Source organism: Acinetobacter sp. G11, from assembly GCF_049808495.1.
GTDB lineage: Bacteria > Pseudomonadota > Gammaproteobacteria > Pseudomonadales > Moraxellaceae > Acinetobacter > Acinetobacter kookii.
Map to the genome: position 1 here is coordinate 16085 of NZ_JBNCAT010000021.1, position 21661 is coordinate 37745.

Sequence of the window (21661 nt, forward strand, 5' to 3'; positions counted from 1 at the left end):
AAATAAGATAAAAATTTAAATTAAATCTAAACCACGACTAATGTCGCGAATAATATCATCAATATCTTCCAAACCAACAGATACACGGATTAATCCTTCACGAATCCCTGCAGCTTCTTTGGCTTCTGCTGAAAGCTTACCGTGAGTTGTAGTTGCTGGATGAGTAATAGTTGATTTCACATCGCCCAGGTTACCGGTAATGGAAATAAACTGGGTATTGTCGATAACTTTCCAAGCCCCTTCACGCCCACCTTTGACTTCAAAGGACACAATACCGCCGAAACCGCTTTGCTGTTTGGCTGCAAGCTCATGACCAATATGTGAAGGCAAACCAGCGTAATACACTTTTTCTACTTTGTCGTGCTGATTTAAGAATTCAGCCAGTTTTTGTGCATTTGCTGAATGTTCACGCATACGTAAACGCAGAGTTTCCAGACCTTTCAAAAAAACCCAGGCATTAAATGGACTCATTGACGGGCCAGTGGTGCGGACATAACCAAATACTTCTTCAAGCAGTTTGTGATTACCTACCACAGCACCACCCAAAGCGCGACCTTGACCATCCAGATATTTGGTTGCTGAATAGACAACCAGGTCAGCCCCTAATTTAATTGGCTGTTGCAATGCCGGCGTACAGAAGCTGTTGTCAATCGCCAGTAATGCACCATTGGCATGAGCCAGATCAGCCAAAGCCTGAATATCGGCAATTTCAGCCAGTGGATTGGATGGAGATTCAACAAACAGTAATTTGGTTTCAGGTTTGATGGCATTTTTCCACGCATCAAGATCGGTTAAATCAACAAAATCGACTGCTATACCAAATTTAGCCACGTATTTTTCAAAAAGCGAAACTGTTGAACCAAACACCGCACGTGAACAGATGACGTGATCGCCCAGTTTCAAATAAGACATAGCCACAGCCATGATGGCTGCCATGCCAGTACTGGTTGCAACAGCACGTTCCGCACCATCTAATGCGGCAAGGCGCTTTTCAAACATCGCAACTGTCGGGTTGGTAAAGCGCGAATAAATGTTGCCAGGTTCCTGACCAGAAAACTTAGCTGCGGCTTCTGCTGCATTTTCATAGACGAATGATGAAGTGAGAAAAATTGGCTCACCATGCTCGCCTTCAAAACTGCGTGTATGACCTGTACGAATGGCTAAGGTATCTAATTGGTATTCAATGTCGTCTTGTTGGCTCATTTGTATTACCCAGTCCTGGACTGTATTGCTAATAATTGCCAACATTTTGAGCGTCTATGGCATTTAAGGTCAAGGTATAATGCATAAATATCGCCTACACTTCGATCAATCCCCCATATGTCAGCATCCCCAGCAATGATTCAAGTTAAAAATAAAATTGCCAAACATAAAAGCAAACTCAAAAACCTGTCAAAGACTTTATTTAACTCAAAATCACTGGTTTTATCGCAAGCCACTCCCTATGAAGTCATTGCAGAGTACAAACAGACCCGAGTGCGCTATTACGCCTCAGCAGATAAGCAATATAAAGAACCCCTGGTTTTTGTTGCTCCCCTTGCAATCAACATGGCCATTTACGACCTGTATCCCTACCGTTCATTGGTCAAACACTTTCAACATAGTGGCTTTGATGTCTATTTAATCGAATGGGGTCGATATAGCTATCGAGATCGTTTCCTCAATTTCATGTCATTTATTGATGATGCGATTCCGCATTGTATAGACCAGATCCGAACTCACTCGCATAGTGATGAAATTTCATTGCATGGCTGGAGTATGGCCGGTGTATTTGTCATGTTGTATTGCGCATTGCAAAAACCAAACCATGTTAAAAATTTAATTGTATTGGGCAGTCCGGTGGACAGTCATGCATCAGGCCGTACCGGCAAACTTTTTCAAAAGGCCAATCAACTGATTGCCAAAAACAAGACTCTACAAAACAAGATTTACTCAGGAACGGTACCCAAGCATCTGATTCATAGCCCAGGCATACTAAATTCACTCGGTTTTAAAATGATTGATCCTGTGGGATGGATACAAAGCCAGAAACAGCTTTTAGCCAACCTCGATAACCCGCAAGCTTTGTACGAACATGCCACTATGGGCAATTTTCTGAACCAGATGATTGACTACCCTGGCGGTATCAATCAGGACATGATTTTCAATGTCTGGCTACAAAATCCGCTTAAAAGCGGTGTTATTACCTTACAAGATAAACATATCGAATTAAAAAATATAGAGTGCTCTTTACTGGTGGGTGCGGGTCGTAGCGATCAGATTGTTTCTGAAGATGCCGTTAAGCCTTTAATTAGATTGACAAATAGCAAGGATGTCACGTTTACTCTTATTCCCGGCGGTCATCTGGGACTTATGTCTAGCCAGTCCAGTGCCAACGAGTTCTGGCCTTTCATGACCACTTGGTTAAAACAGAGATCGAGCAAAATATAAAGGAAACATCATGATTCAGTCAGTTGCATTTATCGGCTTGGGCGCAATGGGTTACCGCATGGCAGCACATTTACCTCAACATTTTGATACGGTCTATGTATGGAACCGTAATTTCGAAAAAGCTAAGCAGCATGCAACTGAATATGGCACGCAAGCCGTAGAACTCGAGCAAGCCGTTCAGGCCGATATCATTTTTTCATGCCTGCCAACCAGCCAGGAAGTCGAAGACCTCATTGCAACGGTTCAGATTAAATCGGGCGCGGTATGGGTCGACTGCACCAGTGGTGTTCCTGAATCTGCGAAAAAGCTGAGCCAGCAGTTAAAAGCCTCAGAGGTTGATTTTCTTGATGCTCCGGTAAGCGGACAAACCATTGGTGCCGAAAATGGCACTTTGACCGTGATGATTGGTGGTGAAGCTGCTGCTTTTGAAAAAGCCCTGCCTGCAATTCAAGCCTTTGGGAAACTGATTAAACATGTCGGCGACTCAGGTGCAGGTTTCGCAGTCAAAGCTGTCAACAATATGCTGCTGGCCGTCAATCTCTGCTCAGTGGCTGAAGGTTTTACCACATTAAAAGCGCATGGGGTAAATCTGCATGAAGCTTTAGACTGCATTAATGCCTCCAGCGGTAAAAGTGGCGTGACTGAAACCGTGTTGCCGCAGCGGGTACTAAACCGCGAATTCCCGCTGACCTTTGCCCTACCGCTATTAGCCAAAGATACAGGGATTGCATTAGACCTGGTACGTGATGCTAAACTGTCAGCGCCAGTGATTGCCTTAACCCAAAGCCTGATTCAGGCAGCCAGCAATTTAGCAGAAAAAGACAGTGACTTTTCTAGTGCTGTGAAAATGTATGAGTCTTGGAGTAAAATTACACTTGAGTAATTACTCGCCATTGAATAATAATAAATAAACCTAATATTGTGTAGAAACGTTCTACACAATATTCTCACAGAGGAAACCCTCATGACCAAGCTTAGTGTTGCAGTTTTGGCTAGTTTTATCACTTTCTTTGGGGCGAATGCTTTTGCAGCGACAGCAGAGCAAGAGTGCCAACAATTAAAAAATGACCATGATGTCATTTATGCCTCTAAAGGTTTTTGCTTTAAAGACCCTGAAGCCAAGGCCAAGTTTGGCAATGACAATTGCTATACAACCAAGCCAAAATTTTCAGAAAAAGAGCAACAACGACTTGACGCCATAAAAGATCGTCAGAAAGAATTGAACTGTAAATAATTACAGTATCCAATTACTTTCAAGGACTCGACATGCTTTACGATGATCAAAATATTTTTGCACGAATTATCCGTAATGAACTGCCTGCAATAAAAGTGTACGAGGACGAACATGTTCTGGCTTTTATGGACATCATGCCCCAGGCAGAAGGTCATACATTGGTCGTCCCGAAAACACCTGCAATTACCTTGCTCGATCTGCCCCCTGACGCCGCTGCCTATACCATTCAAATTGTGCAAAAAATTGCACAGGCTATGAAAGTAGCACTTGATGTTCAAGGGATCGTACTGATGCAACTTTCAGGCGCATCTGCTGGTCAAACGGTTCCGCATGTACATTTTCACCTCATTCCAAGTTCGGTTCATGAGCTTGGAAAACACGCATTGAGTATGGGTGACCAGGAAAAAATTAAAGCCCTGGCTGAAAAAATTAAAGCTGAACTTTAAAATTCACTAGAATTTTAACTTGTCAAAAATGGAGCTTCTGCTCCATTTTTTATGTCAAGGAATGCATCGATCTATCTTACAAATTATAAATAAAAATTAAACCACTGAAAAACAATAAAAAATATTGTATTTATCAATATCTATCGTCATCAAACTGTCATATAGCTTTCACTTCTCTGTCATAAAGTTTGCAGATACTGCTTAGCAAGTTGGTGAGCTTTTGTAATTTTTTGTACACAAGCAAACTATAAAAAGAGTCAACAGGGCAACTGCCCCATAAAGTGTTTTTTGGAGAAATCTCGATGAAAAAATTGCTTCTCGCTGCTACAGTAGCAACCTTAAGCATCAGTGCAGCGCAAGCAGCACCAACTTTGTACGGTAAGCTGAATGTTTCTATAGACCAAGTTGATAACTTCGATTTCAAAGGTAACGATGTCTCTGAAGTAAGTTCACACGCTTCTCGTCTTGGGGTCAAAGGTGAAGAAAAATTAACAGACAACCTATCTGCGGTTTACCAAGCTGAATGGGCAGTTTCTACTGATGGCGAAGGTTCAGACACTGACTGGAGCGCGCGTAACCGTTTCCTGGGTTTGAAATGGGCGGGTATCGGTACACTAAAAGCTGGCCAATATGACTCTTACTTCAAAACTTCTGCAGGTAGTGCACAAGACATTTTCAACGACCATACTCGTCTTGATATGACTAAAGTGTTGCATGGTGAAGAGCGTCTTAAAAACGTAATCGGTTTTGAAACAGACAAGAAATTGCTTGGCGGCGTTCAATTCAGCATCATGGCACAACAAGGTGAAAACACGGCTTCTCAATATACAACAGAAAAACGTGATGGCTTTGGTGATGCGGTTTCAACATCTTTAAGCTATGACAATAAAGACCTTGGTCTTGCTCTAGCTGTTGCAGCTAACATGGGTGTACAAGGTGACTATAACGCTTATAGTCTAAAAGATGTTGAATCAGATGCGGTACGTGTAACTGGTTCTTATAACTTTAAAGCTGCTGGCCTACCAGGTTTAACTTTAGGTGCTTTATGGCAACAGGCTGAACTTTCTGACTCTCCGTCAGCTACAGTTCTAGCAGCTACAGTAGAAAAAGGCTCAAATCCAGCTAAGAACTTAAAACCTGAAGCAGCTTCTCTTGAAGAACAAGCAATGGGTATTACAGCAGCTTATAAGTTTGCTGATACTCCATGGACAGTTAAAGCTGAATACATTACTGCTGAAACAACAGCTACACGCGTAAAAGACCGTACCATCGACCAGTATGGTCTTGGTGTAGACTATCACTTCAACAAACAAGCACGCATGTATGGCGTAGTAGCATCACAAGAACGTGACTGGGAAACTGGTGTGGGTAAAGATGACACTATGACTGTATTCGGTCTAGGTATGGAATATAACTTCTAATCTAGATATCCATTAAGAGACCGCTATAACAGCGGTCTTTTTTGTATGTTTGGATTGCAAACAGGTCTATCTCAATATCTGGTCACAGCCACTTTATAATCATTCATTAATGATATTCGACTCGCAAATATAAATAAAAAAATTAATCTCATTTATTAATTCAAGTACATTAGATAAAAATATAACTTTTTAGGAATTTTAAAATTAAATATAAGTATTTTAGTCAGAATTAACAATTTAAATATAAGCATTTTAGTCAGGATTAAAAATAGAATACAAAGCAATTTACTCAACTTAAAAATCACAAAAATTTAGTTTATTTTTTAGCACTCAACCACAATAAATCATTGTTTTTAATATATTAAATAATATATTTTTATTTTAACTGTTCAATCTATTTATTTTTAGTTATTTTTTGTTTAATAATACATATTAAGTTTAAAAAAATAGGCTTATTTGTATGAGCTTAATACCCAAAGATTTCAACCAGCGTTTAGTCCGAGAGATTGCAATCATATTAATAATCAAGATTGTGCTCTTAATGATGATTAAACAAATCTGGTTCGACGCCCCGACTATCCCTCAAAATTTTGACAATCAAGTTGCCGAGCGTATTGCTGGCAGCCCTTCCCCAATCAAGGAGACACGTTGATGATTTCTGAAAGCGTGGTCGATCTTTCGCGGTTCCAATTTGCAATGACCGCGTTGTATCACTTTATATTTGTACCTCTTACTCTTGGTCTGGCTTTTATTCTTGCCATTATGGAAACCACCTATGTGATTTCTGGCAAAGAAATTTATAAGGACATGACCAAATTCTGGGGAAAACTTTTTGGTATTAACTTTGCCTTAGGTGTAACCACAGGCTTAACCATGGAGTTCCAGTTTGGTACAAACTGGGCGTACTATTCGCATTATGTCGGTGACATTTTTGGTGCGCCACTCGCTATTGAAGGATTAATGGCGTTTTTCTTGGAGTCGACTTTTATTGGTCTATTCTTCTTCGGCTGGGACCGGCTTTCTAAAGTTCAGCACTTAGGCGTGACCTGGCTGGTTGCACTTGGCTCCAACATGTCGGCACTCTGGATTTTAGTCGCCAATGGCTGGATGCAAAACCCAGTAGGTGCAGCGTTCAACTTTGAAACCATGCGTATGGAGCTGATTGACTTCGGTGCACTGATTTTCAACCCGGTGGCTCAGGTTAAATTTGTTCATACCGTATCTTCAGGTTATGTGACTGGCGCAGTGTTCGTTTTAGCCATTTCAAGCTACTACTTGCTCAAAAAACGTGATTTGCCTTTTGCACGCCGTTCTTTTGCAATTGCTGCAATCTTTGGTTTGGCCTCTACTTTATCAGTCATTTTACTGGGTGATGAATCGGGTTATGAACTGGGTGATGTACAAAAAACCAAATTGGCTGCAATTGAAGCAGAATGGGAAACTCACCCGGCCCCTGCTCCATTTACCTTGTTTGGTATTCCAAATCAGGAAGAACAACGTACTGACTATGCCATCAAAATTCCATATGTGATGGGTATTATTGCAACACGTTCTCTTGATAAAGAAGTAACAGGCCTGAAAGATCTTATGGTTCAACATGAGCTTCGTATCCGTAATGGTATGACTGCATATGCCGAACTTGAAAAACTTCGTGCAGGCGACCGCTCTCCAGAGCTTATGGCTTCATTCAAAGAAAACCAGAAAGACCTGGGTTATGGCTTGCTTCTTAAAAAATACACACCAAATGTCGTAGATGCTTCTGAAGAGCACATCAAAGCAGCAACCAAGGATACCATTCCTAACGTGACTGCCCTGTTCTTCTCGTTCCGTGCCATGGTGGCTTCTGGCTTCTTGATGCTGCTTCTGTTTATCCTTGCTACTTATGCAGTGGCTAAACGCAATGCAGAAAACAAGCCTTGGTTGCTTAAGTTTGCACTTTTCGGCCTGCCATTACCGTGGATTGCTACACAAACTGGCTGGTATGTGGCTGAAGGTGGCCGTCAACCGTGGACTATTGGTGAGGTTTTACCTACACACCTCTCTGCTTCAAGCTTGAGCACTGGTGATATTTGGGGTTCAATCCTGGCACTTGCAGCGTTCTATACAGTACTTCTGATTATCGAAATGTACTTAATGATTAAATTTGCTCGCTTAGGCCCAAGTTCTTTACATACTGGCAAATATCATTTTGAAAAATCAAATGCCGGACAAGACGACATTGTTCTTCCACAACGCGTATCTGGAGAGGCTCAATAATGATTGAATACGAACTCCTCAAAATAATCTGGTGGGTCTTGGTGGGCGTATTGCTCATTGGCTTTGCCCTCACCGATGGCTTCGATATGGGCTCTATGGCAATCATGCCATTCGTGGGCAAAAACGATGAAGAACGTCGTGCGGCAATCAATACCATTGCTCCGCACTGGGACGGCAACCAGGTCTGGTTCATTACGGCTGGTGGCGCACTGTTTGCTGCATGGCCAATGGTATATGCAACTGCATTCTCCGGCATGTACTGGGCACTCTTACTCGTACTGTTCGCCCTGTTCTTAAGACCGGTAGGTTTTGACTATCGCTCTAAACTTGAGAACAAAAAATGGCGTAACTCTTGGGACTGGGGTTTGGCTGTTGGTGGTGCAGTTCCTGCTTTAGTCTTCGGTGTTGCCTTCGGTAATATGTTCCTGGGTGTACCGTTTACCTTAGATGAAACCGTACGTTCAACTTATACGGGTAGCTTCTTTGCCCTACTTAACCCATTTGCCCTTGTTTGCGGTATCGTCAGCTTATCCATGCTGAGTGCGCATGGTGGTGCCTGGTTGATGCTTCGTACCGATGGCGACTTGCATGCGCGTTCTGCCAAAGCAACCCAATTGATGGGTGTGGTGTTCCTGGTCTGCTTCCTGGGCGCTGGTGCATGGTTATACTTCGGTAATATTGAAGGCTATACTTTAGCCCAACCATTTGACACTAACGCTGTAGCCAACCCTCTTGCCAAAGAAGTCATTACCAATGGCAACCATGGCTGGATGAATAACTACTCGACTTATCCAATCACCATGATTGCACCGATCATGGCAATCCTGGGTAGCCTGATTGTGATTGCAGCTGCTGCGAAAGCCAAAGCCGGTTTAAGCTTCCTGGGCACATCGCTCATGGTCATTGGGGCAATTTTAACTGCAGGTTTTGCGTTGTTCCCATTCCTTATGCCTTCAAGCATCAATCCTGTTGCCAGCTTAACCATGTGGGATGCGGTATCAAGTAAAAATACACTGACTGTAATGACTGTTGCGGCCTGTATTTTTGTTCCAATCATTTTGAGCTACACCACTTGGTGTTACTATAAGATGTGGGGCGTGATTACCAAGAAACATATTCAAGAGAATTCACACAGCCTGTACTAAGACTGTGTTTTAGGAGATAAAATTATGTGGTATTTCGCATGGATTCTCGGGATTTTAATGGCGTGCTTTGCAGGCGTATTAAGTGCCCTCTATATCGAACATCATCAAGATTTGGATGAGGAATAAACAATGACGGAAATCGCAATGACAGCAGAAGAAAGCAAGCCAAATAAATTTGTAATGGCCATTTCATTTTTGATGGCATTGCCACTTGCTACCGTGCTATTAATTCACCCTGCCCTCATGCTGGATGCCAATGGTCACTATAACCACAGTGCATTAATGATGATCATGATTGGCATTTCAGGTGGATTTATTTACGGCGTAGGATTTCTGCCAAAGTTCTGGCTGTGGAAATGGCTGTTTAGTCCATATATCGCATGGCCATTGATGATCTGGGGTTATTACACCTGGCTCCTCACCTAATGACCAAGAAATGATAAAAAACCCGCAATTGCGGGTTTTTTAAATCATGCCTTTTATACATTGCATCAATTCTCTGCTTCTCTTCTGGCCTAATGTCTTCTTCCATCTGAAAGCATTCCCGGTATTTAGCATGAAGCATATGAATCCATTTTTCCTTTCCTGCGTGCCGCAATAATATCTGTGCTGCCATCGAAATAAAGCCATTTGATTGTTTCATGACATCAGAAGATTGTTTTTGAGTCAAACCAACTGCGTTTCTTATAATCGAATGTTTCCCCGTATGAACGATAGAGTTGAGATGCTTTAATGAATAAAATTTAAACTCTTCAAATTGCAAAGCTATACTTTTTATTTCCTCTATATTTTTCAACTGTTCAATCATTTCGGAAACCATTGGCATTTTTTCATTTTTAAAAAGCTCACTCACATTTAAAGTCTGCATTTTCAAAATTTGCTCATTGGATGCCCTAAGTAATACCCAGTATGCCCGCACAACAGACTCAAATTGGATACGAAACAATGCAAGTGCTGATGTATAAAGTTTTTCTTTTAATAATGACTGAACAGCCACACCATGTTCCATTGAAATATAACAGCACTGATAGACCAGATCTAATCGAATAAGCCCATCTATTAATTCAGAATTTTCCAGTTCCCTATTTAGCTCATCCATCATCAACCAAGATTGTTCAAATAAATCCATTTATTTCCCCAAAAAACAAAAAAGCCAGATCACATCTAGCTTTTCAATATTAATATCAACATCAACGATGGGTATGGATCGACATCACTATCCCCATACTCGCCAGTAAGGAAATGACGGCTGAACCACCATAACTCATCAATGGCAATGGATCTCCAGTCACAGGTAAAATTCCGCTAGCCATCCCAGAGTTTAAAAACACGAAGAAAAAGAATGTCAGTCCTATCGCACCCGCATACAATCGCCCAAAATTATGGAAGCTGTTCAAGCCAATCATCAAGCAACGAATAATAATTGCAGCAAACAGGCTAAATAATAAAAACACCCCGATAAAGCCATATTCTTCAGCATAGGCCGACATAATGAAGTCGGTATGGTGTTCGGGTAAGTAGCCTAAATGCGACTGAGTGCCGGTCAAATATCCTTTCCCGGTTAAACCGCCGGAACCAATGGCAATTTTGGACTGGATGATGTTCCAGCCAGCGCCCAAGGCATCGGACTCAGGGTCAAACAAGGTCAAGATACGTTTCTTTTGATAGGTTTGCAGTACAAACATCCACAAAACCGGTGCCGCAACCGCCAAAGCCGTGAGTGCCCCCAAAATCAAACGCCAGGACATGCCACATAGGAACAAGGCAAAAACACCGGGAATGATCAAACCAATATTCAAGTCGGGTTGTAGTGCCACCAGTACAAACGGAATCATCATCAAAATGAGTCCAGTCACAATTTGCAGGAATGTAGGTGGAAATGCACGACGCGAGAAATACCATGCCATCATCAGCGGCATGGCAAATTTCATGATTTCACTGGGCTGCATACTGCCAATGCCCGGAACGGTCAACCAACGCTTTGCCCCTAAACGCGTATCGCCAATCACCAGAACCAATGCCAAGAGCACCATGCCCAACACATAGAAATATGGACTCACCGCCTGGTAAACTTTTGGCGGAACCTGGGCGCAAAGAAACATGATGATAAAGCCTACACCAAAACTGGTCGCCTGGCGGATTACCATACTGCTATCCTGCATGGTGGCACTATAAACCACCATCAATCCCAGCATTGAATTCAATAACAGAAATGCAAGCAGCCACGGATCCAGGTGCAGTTTGGCCCATCTGGATGAGTCATGTTTAATGCTTCTACCATCACGTAATGAGTGACGTAAAAAACGATACTGGGGGGATGGTATCATTTGAAATATTTGAACAAGCTAGAGACAGCGCAAATTATAAGTTTAAAGTGTTTAAATAACATCATTAAGTCTCATATTTCTGCATTTTTATCTTGTAGACTTTAAACTGCTTGCTGGGAAACCAAGATTAAACGTGCCAGTTCCAGATCATCGGCATAAGTAATTTTAATATTATCTGATCGGCCCTGTACCACTTTCACCTGCTCCCCCACGTATTCCAAAGCACTGGCTTCATCAGTAATGGTCATACCATCCTGCAAGGCTTTTTCAATCGCATGCTTTAAGATGCCTAATCTTGAAATTTGGGGGGTCTGAGCTTGCCATAAATGGTCGCGGCTGACTGTCTTCACAATCGCATTGTCCTGTGCCACATATTTTAAAGTGTCACGCACGGGAATTGCCAAAATCGCACTGCAATTGTCCTGAATGGCCGTATTCACCAAACGCTGCAAACAGTCTTGGGTCACACAAGGACGTGCCGCATCATGGACAAACACCCAATCCTCTTGAGCTGCAAAGACTTCAAGATAGCTTAAGGCATTCAGAACCGAATTCACCCGCTCTGCGCCACCCGGACAAAAATGAGCCTTTTCAGGATGGGAGAATGTTAAGGTTTTTGCCACATCGTCCTGTGCCCCAATAGCAAGAACATAACCTGCCAGCGGCAACTGGTTCAGACGTGCAACGGTATGTTCAAGGACGGTTCGACCTTGAATCTGCTGATATTGTTTAAGTTCAGTTTTAGAAAAACGGCTTCCGGAACCAGCGGCAGGAATCACTGCCCAAATTTTATGGTGCACTTTCTACGGGTGCTCCAGTGTCATTTTCATTGGTTCTTAAATCAACTTTGGCATTGGGGTCAATATAAATCGGTTTATAGTGAGTGCCAATGGTACTCATTTGCACAAAAGTTTCATGTGGCTTAATCAAGCCCAGGTCTAAACGCGCATGCTCTTCAATGGCTTCAATCCCATTTTTCAAGTCATAGACTTCAGCAGCCAGAACTCGGTTACGTTCTTTGAGTTCTGTATTTAATTCTGTTTGTTGTTGAATTTTTTGGGCTAGTTTTTGATGATCATGGTAACCACCTTCACCAAACCAGAATAAGTACTGAAACCCTGCGATCAAAATGATCGCAAGGCCCAATAATGCTTTACTCACTTTGGAGTCAAATACATTGAATAGAGATAGCATGATATGTGCTTAGTTCAAACCTTTGAACTCAGCTTTACCGCGATATGCAGCATTCGTCAATTCTTCAATACGAAGTAATTGGTTATATTTTGCTACACGGTCAGAACGGCAAAGTGAACCTGTCTTGATTTGACCTGCTGCTGTACCTACTGCAAGATCAGCAATAGTCGAATCTTCAGTTTCGCCTGAACGGTGAGAAATTACTGTAGAGTAACCATTTGCCTTAGCAAGGTAGATGGCATCTAGAGTTTCAGTCAAGGTACCGATCTGGTTGTATTTGATCAGGATTGAGTTAGCAACCTTCTCGTTGATACCGCGTTGCAGAATCTTAGGATTAGTTACGAACAGGTCATCACCTACCAACTGGATTTTGTCGCCAAGGATAGAAGTCAGATAAGACCAGCCTTCCCAGTCAGATTCGTCCAGACCATCTTCAATCGAGATGATTGGGTATTGGTTTACAAGACCAGCCAGGTAGTCAGAGAACTGGTTGCTTGTGAATGCTTTGTTGCCTTCACCAGCAAGAATGTATTGACCATTTTTGTAGAATTCTGAAGATGCACAGTCAAGCGCAAGCATGATGTCAGAACCCGCTTTGTAGCCAGTTTTTTCAATTGCTTCAAGAATAACCGTGATGGCTTCTTCGTTTGAGCGAAGGTTTGGCGCGAAACCACCTTCATCACCTACTGCAGTATTCAAACCTTGTTTTTTAAGGACTGATTTAAGTGAGTGGAAAATTTCTGCACCCGCGCGAAGCGCTTCAGAGAATGAAGTAAAGCCCACTGGCTCAATCATAAACTCTTGAATGTCGACGTTGTTATCCGCGTGTGAACCACCGTTCAGGATGTTCATCATTGGAACAGGCATGGTTAAAATGCTGTTGTTACGAAGGTCTGCGATATATTGGAAAAGAGGAATTTTCTTTTCGTCAGCAGCAGCACGTGCAGCAGCCAAAGATACAGCTAGAGTTGCGTTAGCACCTAGCTTTTCTTTGTTTTCCGTACCGTCAAGCGCGATCATGGTGTTATCAATATCTTTTTGTTCAAAGACTGATTTACCCAATAATGCATCACGAATTACTGTGTTAACGTTATTAACAGCAGTTTTAACGCCTTTACCCAAGTAACGTGATTTATCACCGTCACGAAGTTCTAAAGCTTCACGAGAACCAGTTGAAGCACCCGATGGTGCACATGCACGGCCAACTACGCCAGATGCCAAGATTACGTCTGCTTCGATGGTTGGGTTACCACGAGAGTCCAAAATTTCACGTGCACGAATGTCAACGATTTGACTCATGAACAATTCCTCAGTTGATGAATAACGCGATGCTTTAGAAGGCATCAAGGTGTATATAATTTAGTGTGTATCCAGCTTTTTGAAACCTTTGACCAAGGTATCCAATTCTTTCAGCTGCGCCAGGAATGGCTCAAGTTGCGACATACGAAGTGCGCAAGGGCCATCACATTTGGCATGTTCAGGATCTGGATGAGCTTCCAGGAATAAACCGGCAAGACCAGTAGCCATACCCGCACGAGCCAGAGTGGTAATTTGCGCACGGCGACCGCCCGCAGAATCCGCACGACCGCCCGGCGTTTGCAACGCATGGGTCACATCGAAGAATACCGGCACATTCATTTCTTTCATGATGTCGAAGCCCAGCATGTCTACAACCAGGTTGTTATAGCCAAATGCCGAACCGCGTTCACAAAGAATCAGCTTGTCATTTCCGGCTTCCAGACACTTATGCAGAATATGACGCATTTCGTGTGGCGCCAGGAACTGGGCTTTTTTAATGTTGATAATGGCTTGAGTTTTTGCCATGGCTTCAACCAGGTCAGTCTGACGGCTCAAGAATGCCGGAAGCTGGATAATGTCCGCCACTTCAGCAACAGGCGCAGCCTGGTAAGGTTCATGTACATCGGTAATGATGGGTACATTGAAGTGTTTTTTAATGTCCGCTAACCACTCGATCCCTTTTTCCAAGCCTGGGCCGCGGAAAGAGTTCAAGCTTGAACGGTTGGCTTTATCAAAACTTGCCTTAAACACGTAAGGAATTTCCAGACGCTTGCAGATATCCACATAAGTTTCTGCAATTTCAAAAGCAAGGTCTTTTGACTCAAGTACATTCATTCCGCCGAATAATACAAATGGCAAGTGATTTGCCATTTGTATATCGCCTAAACGTACAATTTCTTGTGGTTTTAATTGCGACATTTAAACTTTCCTAGTTTAGTCTTGCCCAGCCATTATTTGGTTTTTTGGTACTGTTTTTTCGCAGCATCAATAAAGCTGGCAAATAACGGATGCCCATCACGTGGTGAACTTGTAAATTCCGGGTGGAATTGTACAGCAATAAACCAAGGATGTTGAGGAATTTCAACTGTTTCTACCAAATGTTGTACTGGTGAATAACCTGAAATCTTCATGCCTTTCTCTTCTAGAGCAGGAATGAAACGGTTGTTCATTTCGTAACGGTGACGGTGACGTTCGATAATTTCATTCGAACCATACACTTCTGCAGTTTTTGTACCTGCAACCAGTTCAGATTTTTGTGCACCTAGACGCATGGTTCCGCCAAGATCAGAATCGACAGAACGCTGTTGAACTTCACCACGCTCATCCAGCCATTCAGTGATCAGACCAATCAACGGTGATTTGGTTGAACGGTTGAATTCTGTTGAAGATGCATCAGTGATACCCGCTACGTTACGCGCATATTCGATTACTGCCAACTGCATACCTAAACAGATACCCAGGAATGGTACACCGTTTTCACGTGCATATTTGATTGCCCGCATTTTGCCTTCAGTGCCACGCTCACCAAAACCGCCTGGAACCAGAATGGCATCTGCTTCTTTAAGCGCTTCATTTACATCTTGGCTTTCAAGATCTTCAGCATTGACATAGTCAATTTGGACTTTGACGCGGTTTTTAATGCCCGCATGAAGCAGCGCTTCGTTTACAGATTTATATGCATCTGGAAGCTCAACATATTTACCAACCATTGCAACACGAACTGTGTATTCAGGGTTTAATAAAGCTTCTACAACATTGTCCCAGTCTGAAAGATCCGCTTCAGGCAGGTCGTTATAACCAAAACGTTCACAAATTAAATCGTCAACATCCTGTTCATAAAAAGTACGCGGGATTTGATAAATAGTACGTGCATCTTTACAGACCACAACCGCACGCGCTTCCACGTTAGTGAATAGTGCAATTTTACGGGTTGTATCTGCATCTACATCATGCTCGGTACGGCAGATCAAGATGTCAGGTTGAATACCAATAGACAACAGCTCTTTCACAGAGTGCTGAGTCGGTTTGGTTTTGAGTTCTGCTGCTGACTTGATGTATGGAAGCAAAGTTAAGTGCATCAACATGGTGCGTTTATGACCCAGCTCTACCATTAACTGACGTACAGATTCCATGAATGGGAGAGATTCGATGTCACCTACTGTTCCGCCAATTTCCACAATTGCAACGTCATAGCCTTCACCAGCGCGAAGAACACGTTCTTTAATATTATCGGTAATATGTGGAATAACCTGAACTGTACCACCCAGATAGTCACCACGACGTTCTTTATTTAAAACGTCCTGATAAACTCGACCTGATGTGAAGTTGTTGAGTTTGGTCATTTTCGCACGACGTAAGAAACGTTCGTAATAACCCAAGTCTAAGTCAGTTTCAGCACCATCCTCTGTGACAAAAACTTCACCGTGTTGGAACGGACTCATCGTCCCTGGATCGACATTAATGTATGGATCCATTTTGACCATGGTCACTTTTAAACCACGGGCTTCTAAAAGCGCAGCCACAGATGCAGCTGAAATACCTTTACCTAGTGATGATACAACACCACCAGTAACGAAAATAAAATGGGTCATTAAGTTTCTCGTACAATGGAGCCTAAATTGGCCTACAATGTTGTGCGATTTTACTTTACTCTGTACCAATAAAGCAAAGTCATTCCGCATCAATTCATAGAACAATAAACAATTGGTTATTCTATCAGCATTTCCGATAAAAAATTAGAGCAAGCTGATAGGATTTTTAAATTCGTATTTGCTGTTATAATGGCGACATCCAATTAATGCTTTATTTTGTGCGATTATGAATAACAAACTTTTACTTTGTGGTGCTATTGCAGCAAGTTTACTTTTAACAGCGTGTGTAAAAAAAGAAACTCCAGAAGATGAGCAAGAACAGGTTGAAACAACCGAGCAAACCGAGCAAGTGAATCAGCCTGCACAAGCTGTCCCTTTGGAAGCTGTTGAAGATAATGACACCCAAGTTCCAGCACAAGTAGAAGTTGAACGTGAAGAAACGCCAAATACGACGACAACCATTCGTCGTGAAGTGCGTGAAGCCCCTCAACCAACTGCGGCTGAAACAGCTAAACCTGAAGCACCAAAAGCTGAACCAAAACCTGCTTCAGAAGCCCCAGCCAAATCAAATAATGAAGCTCAGACTGAAGATGATGCTGTTGCTGCGGCAATTGCTGCGGCAACACCTGCACTGGATCAATAATCCAGTCAGTTTCAACAACCCGTCTTTATGGCGGGTTTTTTATTGTGGTGTATGAGAGATCAATAATAATTTATAGATTCTAAATAAATTTTTTATTTAAAAACAATCGAGATAAAGTAAACTTCTTTCATAAATCATTTTAGAAACTAATAATTGTTGGTAAAGCTGAAATTAAATTAGATTTTAGTCGATATCAGCTTCATGAGTGTGGCATGGATGCCACACGTTTCCCATCACGACAAGGATGTCGTGTATGGGAAACAAAAGGTTTTTGTCTACTTTTGACCTTTCAAAAGTAGAGAGATTGCCTACGAGAAGGTAAAAGAATTAAATCAGTTAAATGAGACCGTGCTGATTTAAAATATCTTATATTGAACATTTTTTGATTTATGAAAAACATCTAGTGAAGCACAAAGAATACTGATTTAAAAACAAACCCAAAAATGAAAAATTGGTTTCTGTCTTTAATCCTATGTAAGTGAAGTATCCCAAAGATAAAAAAGCAGAACAAATAGCATTTATGTTGAGAGATAAACCCATGATAAAACAATGTTGTGATTTACTCGAAACACATCAGTTAAAAATTGCTTTTATCGAAAGTGCCAGCTCGGGCTATCTTTCCAGTCAGTTTTCTATTTGCAAAAACAGTGGCGCCGAGATTTTACTGGGTGGACTGGTCAGTTATGACCCATCAATCAAGATTGATATCCTGCATATTGATGCTGAACTGATAGAAAAATACACCGCCGAGTCTGCTGAAGTCACAGAAGCAATGGCAAGGCAAGGAAAAAATCTGTTTACCCAAGCCGATATTATTGTGGCTTGTACGGGTTTACTCAAACCTGGCGGTAGTGCAACACAAAGTAAACCGGAAGGCACATTTTTCACCTCAATTTTGTATTTAAATAAAATACACAATTTTCAATATTTTATTGAGGGTACGCCTTTCAAACGCCTTGAGGTTTTAACTCAATATATTGCAGATGAAGTCACCCAACTCATTCAGGGAATTTAAGCATGTTTAACAGTAAAACTTTCGCATTGAGTCTGATACTGCTGCCCTGCACCTGTTTTGCAACCGTAGGCGGACCTCAAAATATTCAAGTACTGGGCTATGAAAGCAAAGAGCAAAAAGTCTATCTGCTTAAACATTATCTGGATGGTCGTGGTCGCCTGCCGCAGCTTTATTATTATCAGTTTAAAAACACCAAATACCCGGAAAAGCTGATTCAGGTGAATTCGCTGTATATCAATCCTAAAACCAGGAAAATTGATTATGACCAAGACAGTCGGCAGTTCGATAAGGAAATAGCAAAAATCAAAAAACGGCTTAACCCTCTTGCACCACTCCCTCAATCGGGCATCAAAATTCAGGTGTTAAAGAAAATCACATCTAAAGAGAAATCCTGGTATGACCCGAAACAATATATTCCGAAATATACTTATAGCTACCAGCTCAGCAGTCAAAACTTGAAAAGCCAGATCCATCAGGCAATCATTTATCGCTACGGATTAAGCATATCCCAAGCCTACAAGATTCCCCAACAACAGAAGATTCTAGCGGTAGTTAAATACCTGGGCATTCCTTTTGAAACAGGTTACACCATTGAAGATCCGGTTTTACTGACTGCAAAAAAATAAAGCCTCTTACGAGGCTTTATTCATGCTTTTATCTTAAGCTGCAGTACGCTCTGCAATTGGAACCACTTTACGCAGTTCAGGACCAGTATAATCCGCGCTTGGACGGATAATACGGTTGTCTGCACGCTGTTCCATTACATGTGCTGCCCAGCCTGTTACACGACTCATCACAAAGATTGGCGTGAACAGTTTGGTTGCAATCCCCATGAAGTGGTAAGCAGATGCATGGAAGAAGTCCGCATTACAGAACAGTTTCTTCTCGCGCCACATCACTTCTTCACAGCGTACTGATACCGGATAAAGTACGGTATCACCTACATCTTTAGCCAGACGCTCAGACCAGATCTTGATGATGCCATTACGTGGATCATTGTCTTTATAGATGGCATGACCAAAGCCCATGATCTTTTCTTTACGCTCCAGCTTGCCCAGCATTTCGCGTTCGGCTTCTTCCGGAGAAGTCCAGTTTTCAATCATTTCCATCGCTGCTTCATTGGCACCGCCGTGTAATGGACCACGCAGTGAACCAATGGCACCGGTAATACATGAGTGCATATCAGACAAGGTCGATGCACACACGCGCGCAGTAAATGTAGATGCGTTGAATTCATGCTCCGCATAAAGAATCAACGATACATTCATCACCTGCTCATGCAGTTCATTTGGTTTTTCACCACGAAGTAAGTGCAGGAATTGAGCACCGATTGAATCATCATCAGTATTTTCTTCAATGCGCACGCCATCGTGACTATAACGATACCAATAGCAGATGATTGCAGGTAAAGTCGCCAAAATACGGTCGGCAACATCTTGCTGCTCATCAAAAGATTTTTCAGTTTCCAGATTGCCTAGCATGGACACACCGGTACGCATCACATCCATCGGATGCGAATCTGCCGGAATGCGCTCCAATACTTCTTTCAATGCTTGTGGAAGCTGACGTAAAGATTTCAATTTGGCCTTATAAGCCGCAAGCTGTTCAGTCGTTGGCAATTCACCAAAGAAGATAAGATAAGCCACCTCTTCAAATTGGCAATTTTCCGCCAGATCCTGCACATCATAACCACGATAGGTTAAGCCTGCGCCACTCTTACCAACAGTAGAAAGTGCGGTTTTACCTGCAACCTGTCCACGTAATCCTGCACCTGTCAGTACTTTTCCTTCAGCCATTTTTAATTCTCCATTTTGAATTATTTATTTAAAAAACTTATTTAAACAGTTTATCTAAAGTGTTCTCAAACGTATGATAATCAAGAAACTCGTAAAGCTCTTTACGTTGTTGCATCTTGTCCAGCACATTCACTTGCGTACCGTTTTCACGAATAGAACGCATCACTTCCAGTGCCGCTTTCTGCATAGCACGTGTCGCAGAAAGTGGATACAGCACCATACGAATGCCTTGTTCACCCAACTCGTCTACAGTGTAATAAGGCGTATCACCAAATTCGGTAATATTTGCCAATACCGGCACGCCTACTGCATCGCAGACAGTTTTATACATGGTAATGTCGGTCATTGCCTCAGCAAAAATCGCATCTGCACCCGCTTCCACACATGCACATGCACGGTCAATTACCGCTTGCAAACCTTCTTTTTGCAAGGCATCGGTACGCGCCATCACGACAAAGTTCGAATCGGTTTTGGCATCCACTGCCGCCTTAATGCGGTCGACCATTTCCTGCTGTGACACGATTTCCTTGTTTGGACGGTGACCACAACGCTTTTGTGCAACCTGATCTTCAATATGCACTGCTGCAGCACCTGCAGAGATCATTTGTTTAATGGTACGGGCAATGTTAAATGCACCACCCCAGCCGGTATCGATATCCACAAGAAGCGGTGTGTCTACACGTTCGGTAATACGACGTACATCTTCAAGAACATTGTCTAAACTGGTCATACCCAGGTCAGGCAGGCCATAAGAATAGTTGGCAACGCCTGCTCCCGATACATAAATGGCTTTATAACCTACTTCTTTTGCCATCATGGCTGCATAGGCATTTACTGTGCCGATAATTTGTAATGGCTTTTCCACTTCCAGTGCTTGTCTAAATCTTAAGCCTGCAGACATTTGTTGTGTCATCTTCCTTTCCACAGTTTCACTTTATTTATCGAAGTTTGAGTATATCCATAAACCCCTGTGTGACCATGACTATTTAGAATCTTTACTCTATAACTTTAGTCAAATATTCAGCAAAACTATAGTAATATTTCGTTTCTTCATAATTGTTTCAAAATAAGACAACGCCTTTATTTCAAGAAATGTGTGCATATTTTTGCTATAATTGCAATTGATTTCATTTTTTAATTATTGAAGCCAATACGCCATATGCAAGAACTCGCTCAATTAGAACCACTCGCTCGTGATACACCACAAACAAAACGTGGTCATGAACGATGTCTGGCGCTTTTACTCAGTGCCAATGAGCTGTTTTTGAAACATGGTTATGATGCTGTGTCTCTGGATGACATTGTCAATCATGCAGGCGGTTCCAAAGCGTCAATCTACAAATTTTTCGGCAATAAAGAAGGCCTATTCACCGCGATTTGCGATTATCGTCGGGAACAGTTTTTTAAAGACATTTGCATCCCGTTTGAACACGGCAAAGATGATCTTCGTGCCTATTTAATTCAAACCCTGATGAATGTTAAACAGCACTTGATGCTTCCAGAGAATGCTGCCTTCCTTCGCTTAATCATTGAACAGACACAGCGCAGCCCACAACTCGCCCTCTACATTCACGAACAGGGTCCAAAGCATATTCAAATTGCTATAGCCAATGCGCTAACCAAAGCGGATGAAATCGGGATGATTCAATGTAAACAACCGATTTATTCTGCTCAACTGTATTTTGGCATTATCCGTAATATTGAATGGTGCGTGCTCATGGGTGTTCCAATCGGTGAAAATGATCAAGAAACCATCAATTACATCACTTATTGTGTAGATCGCTTCCTGGAAGGTCATCAACCTCATTAGATTTTTTGCAATTTGTCTCGCATATAGTATATTAGCCGATTCCGTATTTTTTCT

At 42.1% G+C, this 21661-nt stretch carries 24 protein-coding genes; 14 read left to right on the top strand and 10 right to left on the bottom strand.

Going from position 1 to position 21661, the window contains the following annotated elements:
• Window positions 1-15 precede the first annotated feature (15 nt).
• Complete coding sequence (locus tag ACPUEY_RS09270) at window positions 16-1203, bottom strand: O-succinylhomoserine sulfhydrylase (protein WP_300047063.1); 1188 nt, start codon at window positions 1201-1203, stop codon at window positions 16-18.
• A 135-nt stretch (window positions 1204-1338) separates the two neighbouring features.
• Between ACPUEY_RS09270 and ACPUEY_RS09275 the strand changes: the two genes are divergently transcribed.
• The 10 genes from ACPUEY_RS09275 to ACPUEY_RS09320 all read left to right on the top strand — a co-directional run bounded on the left by ACPUEY_RS09275 (window position 1339) and on the right by ACPUEY_RS09320 (window position 9358).
• Window positions 1339-2430 carry an alpha/beta fold hydrolase gene (locus ACPUEY_RS09275; protein WP_425121888.1) on the top strand — a complete coding sequence of 364 codons (1092 nt, stop codon included), beginning with the start codon at window positions 1339-1341 and terminating at the stop codon, window positions 2428-2430.
• Between the two features lie 10 nt (window positions 2431-2440).
• Window positions 2441-3313, top strand: a complete 873-nt coding sequence (locus ACPUEY_RS09280) for an NAD(P)-dependent oxidoreductase (RefSeq protein ID WP_092819478.1) — start codon at window positions 2441-2443, stop codon at window positions 3311-3313.
• Window positions 3314-3394: 81 nt separating this feature from the next.
• On the top strand, window positions 3395-3664 hold the full coding sequence (locus ACPUEY_RS09285) for a YARHG domain-containing protein (RefSeq protein ID WP_092819477.1): 270 nt from the start codon (window positions 3395-3397) through the stop codon (window positions 3662-3664).
• A 32-nt stretch (window positions 3665-3696) separates the two neighbouring features.
• Window positions 3697-4110, top strand: a complete 414-nt coding sequence (locus ACPUEY_RS09290) for an HIT family protein (RefSeq protein ID WP_425121889.1) — start codon at window positions 3697-3699, stop codon at window positions 4108-4110.
• Window positions 4111-4412: 302 nt separating this feature from the next.
• Window positions 4413-5531: a porin gene (locus ACPUEY_RS09295; protein WP_425121890.1), complete on the top strand. Its 1119-nt coding sequence runs from the start codon at window positions 4413-4415 to the stop codon at window positions 5529-5531.
• Between the two features lie 460 nt (window positions 5532-5991).
• Window positions 5992-6183 (top strand): cytochrome oxidase putative small subunit CydP, encoded by a 192-nt coding sequence (gene cydP / locus ACPUEY_RS09300; RefSeq protein WP_092819474.1) that lies wholly within the window; start codon window positions 5992-5994, stop codon window positions 6181-6183.
• Complete coding sequence (locus tag ACPUEY_RS09305; RefSeq protein WP_425121891.1) at window positions 6183-7787, top strand: cytochrome ubiquinol oxidase subunit I; 1605 nt, start codon at window positions 6183-6185, stop codon at window positions 7785-7787. The genes cydP and ACPUEY_RS09305 overlap by 1 nt, the downstream gene beginning before the upstream one ends.
• Window positions 7787-8932: a cytochrome d ubiquinol oxidase subunit II gene (gene cydB / locus ACPUEY_RS09310; protein ID WP_092819472.1), complete on the top strand. Its 1146-nt coding sequence runs from the start codon at window positions 7787-7789 to the stop codon at window positions 8930-8932. Before ACPUEY_RS09305 ends, cydB begins: the two co-directional genes overlap by 1 nt.
• 24 nt (window positions 8933-8956) lie before the next feature.
• A complete protein-coding gene (gene cydX / locus ACPUEY_RS09315; protein ID WP_002120988.1) occupies window positions 8957-9058 on the top strand; it encodes a cytochrome bd-I oxidase subunit CydX in 102 nt (33 codons plus the stop codon).
• A 3-nt stretch (window positions 9059-9061) separates the two neighbouring features.
• Window positions 9062-9358, top strand: coding sequence for a cyd operon YbgE family protein (locus ACPUEY_RS09320; protein ID WP_092819471.1), 297 nt, complete (start codon window positions 9062-9064; stop codon window positions 9356-9358).
• On the opposite strand, the gene ACPUEY_RS09325 is transcribed toward ACPUEY_RS09320, so the two are convergent.
• The 7 genes from ACPUEY_RS09325 to ACPUEY_RS09355 all read right to left on the bottom strand — a co-directional run bounded on the left by ACPUEY_RS09325 (window position 9351) and on the right by ACPUEY_RS09355 (window position 16343).
• A complete protein-coding gene (locus tag ACPUEY_RS09325; protein ID WP_425121892.1) occupies window positions 9351-10061 on the bottom strand; it encodes a DUF6988 family protein in 711 nt (236 codons plus the stop codon). The genes ACPUEY_RS09320 and ACPUEY_RS09325 overlap by 8 nt on opposite strands.
• Before the next feature lie 61 nt (window positions 10062-10122).
• Window positions 10123-11259, bottom strand: coding sequence for a rod shape-determining protein RodA (rodA, locus tag ACPUEY_RS09330; RefSeq protein WP_425121893.1), 1137 nt, complete (start codon window positions 11257-11259; stop codon window positions 10123-10125).
• A gap of 101 nt (window positions 11260-11360) precedes the next feature.
• Complete coding sequence (gene ispD / locus ACPUEY_RS09335; RefSeq protein WP_425121894.1) at window positions 11361-12059, bottom strand: 2-C-methyl-D-erythritol 4-phosphate cytidylyltransferase; 699 nt, start codon at window positions 12057-12059, stop codon at window positions 11361-11363.
• Entirely contained in the window at window positions 12049-12453 is a 405-nt protein-coding gene (locus ACPUEY_RS09340; RefSeq protein ID WP_131273976.1) for a septum formation initiator family protein, read from the bottom strand. The genes ispD and ACPUEY_RS09340 overlap by 11 nt, the downstream gene beginning before the upstream one ends.
• Window positions 12454-12462: 9 nt before the next feature.
• Complete coding sequence (eno, locus tag ACPUEY_RS09345) at window positions 12463-13752, bottom strand: phosphopyruvate hydratase (RefSeq protein ID WP_261180988.1); 1290 nt, start codon at window positions 13750-13752, stop codon at window positions 12463-12465.
• Window positions 13753-13812: 60 nt separating this feature from the next.
• Window positions 13813-14670, bottom strand: a complete 858-nt coding sequence (gene kdsA, locus ACPUEY_RS09350) for a 3-deoxy-8-phosphooctulonate synthase (protein WP_092819466.1) — start codon at window positions 14668-14670, stop codon at window positions 13813-13815.
• 32 nt (window positions 14671-14702) lie between these two features.
• The gene (locus ACPUEY_RS09355; protein ID WP_131273978.1) at window positions 14703-16343 is read right to left on the bottom strand and encodes a CTP synthase; all 1641 of its coding nucleotides are present in this window, start codon (window positions 16341-16343) and stop codon (window positions 14703-14705) included.
• 226 nt (window positions 16344-16569) lie between these two features.
• On the opposite strand from ACPUEY_RS09355, the gene ACPUEY_RS09360 reads away from it, so the two are divergent.
• From ACPUEY_RS09360 to ACPUEY_RS09370, 3 genes are all read left to right on the top strand, one after another.
• On the top strand, window positions 16570-16986 hold the full coding sequence (locus tag ACPUEY_RS09360; RefSeq protein ID WP_425121895.1) for an internalin: 417 nt from the start codon (window positions 16570-16572) through the stop codon (window positions 16984-16986).
• Between the two features lie 538 nt (window positions 16987-17524).
• The gene (locus tag ACPUEY_RS09365) at window positions 17525-18001 is read left to right on the top strand and encodes a CinA family protein (RefSeq protein ID WP_425121896.1); all 477 of its coding nucleotides are present in this window, start codon (window positions 17525-17527) and stop codon (window positions 17999-18001) included.
• A 2-nt stretch (window positions 18002-18003) separates the two neighbouring features.
• Entirely contained in the window at window positions 18004-18627 is a 624-nt protein-coding gene (locus ACPUEY_RS09370; RefSeq protein WP_425121897.1) for an aminotransferase, read from the top strand.
• A gap of 33 nt (window positions 18628-18660) precedes the next feature.
• Here ACPUEY_RS09370 and prpC read toward each other — a convergent pair whose 3' ends face one another.
• Window positions 18661-19797 (bottom strand): bifunctional 2-methylcitrate synthase/citrate synthase, encoded by a 1137-nt coding sequence (gene prpC / locus ACPUEY_RS09375; RefSeq protein WP_092819461.1) that lies wholly within the window; start codon window positions 19795-19797, stop codon window positions 18661-18663.
• 37 nt (window positions 19798-19834) lie between these two features.
• Complete coding sequence (gene prpB, locus ACPUEY_RS09380; protein ID WP_425121898.1) at window positions 19835-20710, bottom strand: methylisocitrate lyase; 876 nt, start codon at window positions 20708-20710, stop codon at window positions 19835-19837.
• Window positions 20711-20956: 246 nt separating this feature from the next.
• On the opposite strand from prpB, the gene ACPUEY_RS09385 reads away from it, so the two are divergent.
• Window positions 20957-21607 carry a TetR/AcrR family transcriptional regulator gene (locus ACPUEY_RS09385; RefSeq protein ID WP_261180983.1) on the top strand — a complete coding sequence of 217 codons (651 nt, stop codon included), beginning with the start codon at window positions 20957-20959 and terminating at the stop codon, window positions 21605-21607.
• Window positions 21608-21661 lie beyond the last annotated feature (54 nt).

Excerpts from the sequence above, each read along its gene's own strand:
- ACPUEY_RS09340 (WP_131273976.1), bottom strand. The coding sequence starts at position 12,453 with ATGCTATCTCTATTCAATGTATTTGACTCCAAAGTGAGTAAAGCATTA.
- cydX (WP_002120988.1), top strand. The coding sequence starts at position 8,957 with ATGTGGTATTTCGCATGGATTCTCGGGATTTTAATGGCGTGCTTTGCA.
- prpB (WP_425121898.1), bottom strand. The coding sequence starts at position 20,710 with ATGACACAACAAATGTCTGCAGGCTTAAGATTTAGACAAGCACTGGAA.
- eno (WP_261180988.1), bottom strand. The coding sequence starts at position 13,752 with ATGAGTCAAATCGTTGACATTCGTGCACGTGAAATTTTGGACTCTCGT.
- ACPUEY_RS09360 (WP_425121895.1), top strand. The coding sequence starts at position 16,570 with ATGAATAACAAACTTTTACTTTGTGGTGCTATTGCAGCAAGTTTACTT.
- cydB (WP_092819472.1), top strand. The coding sequence starts at position 7,787 with ATGATTGAATACGAACTCCTCAAAATAATCTGGTGGGTCTTGGTGGGC.
- ACPUEY_RS09280 (WP_092819478.1), top strand. The coding sequence starts at position 2,441 with ATGATTCAGTCAGTTGCATTTATCGGCTTGGGCGCAATGGGTTACCGC.
- ACPUEY_RS09295 (WP_425121890.1), top strand. The coding sequence starts at position 4,413 with ATGAAAAAATTGCTTCTCGCTGCTACAGTAGCAACCTTAAGCATCAGT.
- ACPUEY_RS09285 (WP_092819477.1), top strand. The coding sequence starts at position 3,395 with ATGACCAAGCTTAGTGTTGCAGTTTTGGCTAGTTTTATCACTTTCTTT.
- ACPUEY_RS09365 (WP_425121896.1), top strand. The coding sequence starts at position 17,525 with ATGATAAAACAATGTTGTGATTTACTCGAAACACATCAGTTAAAAATT.
- ACPUEY_RS09275 (WP_425121888.1), top strand. The coding sequence starts at position 1,339 with ATGATTCAAGTTAAAAATAAAATTGCCAAACATAAAAGCAAACTCAAA.
- ACPUEY_RS09325 (WP_425121892.1), bottom strand. The coding sequence starts at position 10,061 with ATGGATTTATTTGAACAATCTTGGTTGATGATGGATGAGCTAAATAGG.
- kdsA (WP_092819466.1), bottom strand. The coding sequence starts at position 14,670 with ATGTCGCAATTAAAACCACAAGAAATTGTACGTTTAGGCGATATACAA.
- rodA (WP_425121893.1), bottom strand. The coding sequence starts at position 11,259 with ATGATACCATCCCCCCAGTATCGTTTTTTACGTCACTCATTACGTGAT.
- ACPUEY_RS09370 (WP_425121897.1), top strand. The coding sequence starts at position 18,004 with ATGTTTAACAGTAAAACTTTCGCATTGAGTCTGATACTGCTGCCCTGC.
- ACPUEY_RS09355 (WP_131273978.1), bottom strand. The coding sequence starts at position 16,343 with ATGACCCATTTTATTTTCGTTACTGGTGGTGTTGTATCATCACTAGGT.
- ACPUEY_RS09305 (WP_425121891.1), top strand. The coding sequence starts at position 6,183 with ATGATTTCTGAAAGCGTGGTCGATCTTTCGCGGTTCCAATTTGCAATG.
- cydP (WP_092819474.1), top strand. The coding sequence starts at position 5,992 with ATGAGCTTAATACCCAAAGATTTCAACCAGCGTTTAGTCCGAGAGATT.
- ACPUEY_RS09385 (WP_261180983.1), top strand. The coding sequence starts at position 20,957 with ATGCAAGAACTCGCTCAATTAGAACCACTCGCTCGTGATACACCACAA.
- ACPUEY_RS09290 (WP_425121889.1), top strand. The coding sequence starts at position 3,697 with ATGCTTTACGATGATCAAAATATTTTTGCACGAATTATCCGTAATGAA.
- ACPUEY_RS09320 (WP_092819471.1), top strand. The coding sequence starts at position 9,062 with ATGACGGAAATCGCAATGACAGCAGAAGAAAGCAAGCCAAATAAATTT.
- ACPUEY_RS09270 (WP_300047063.1), bottom strand. The coding sequence starts at position 1,203 with ATGAGCCAACAAGACGACATTGAATACCAATTAGATACCTTAGCCATT.
- prpC (WP_092819461.1), bottom strand. The coding sequence starts at position 19,797 with ATGGCTGAAGGAAAAGTACTGACAGGTGCAGGATTACGTGGACAGGTT.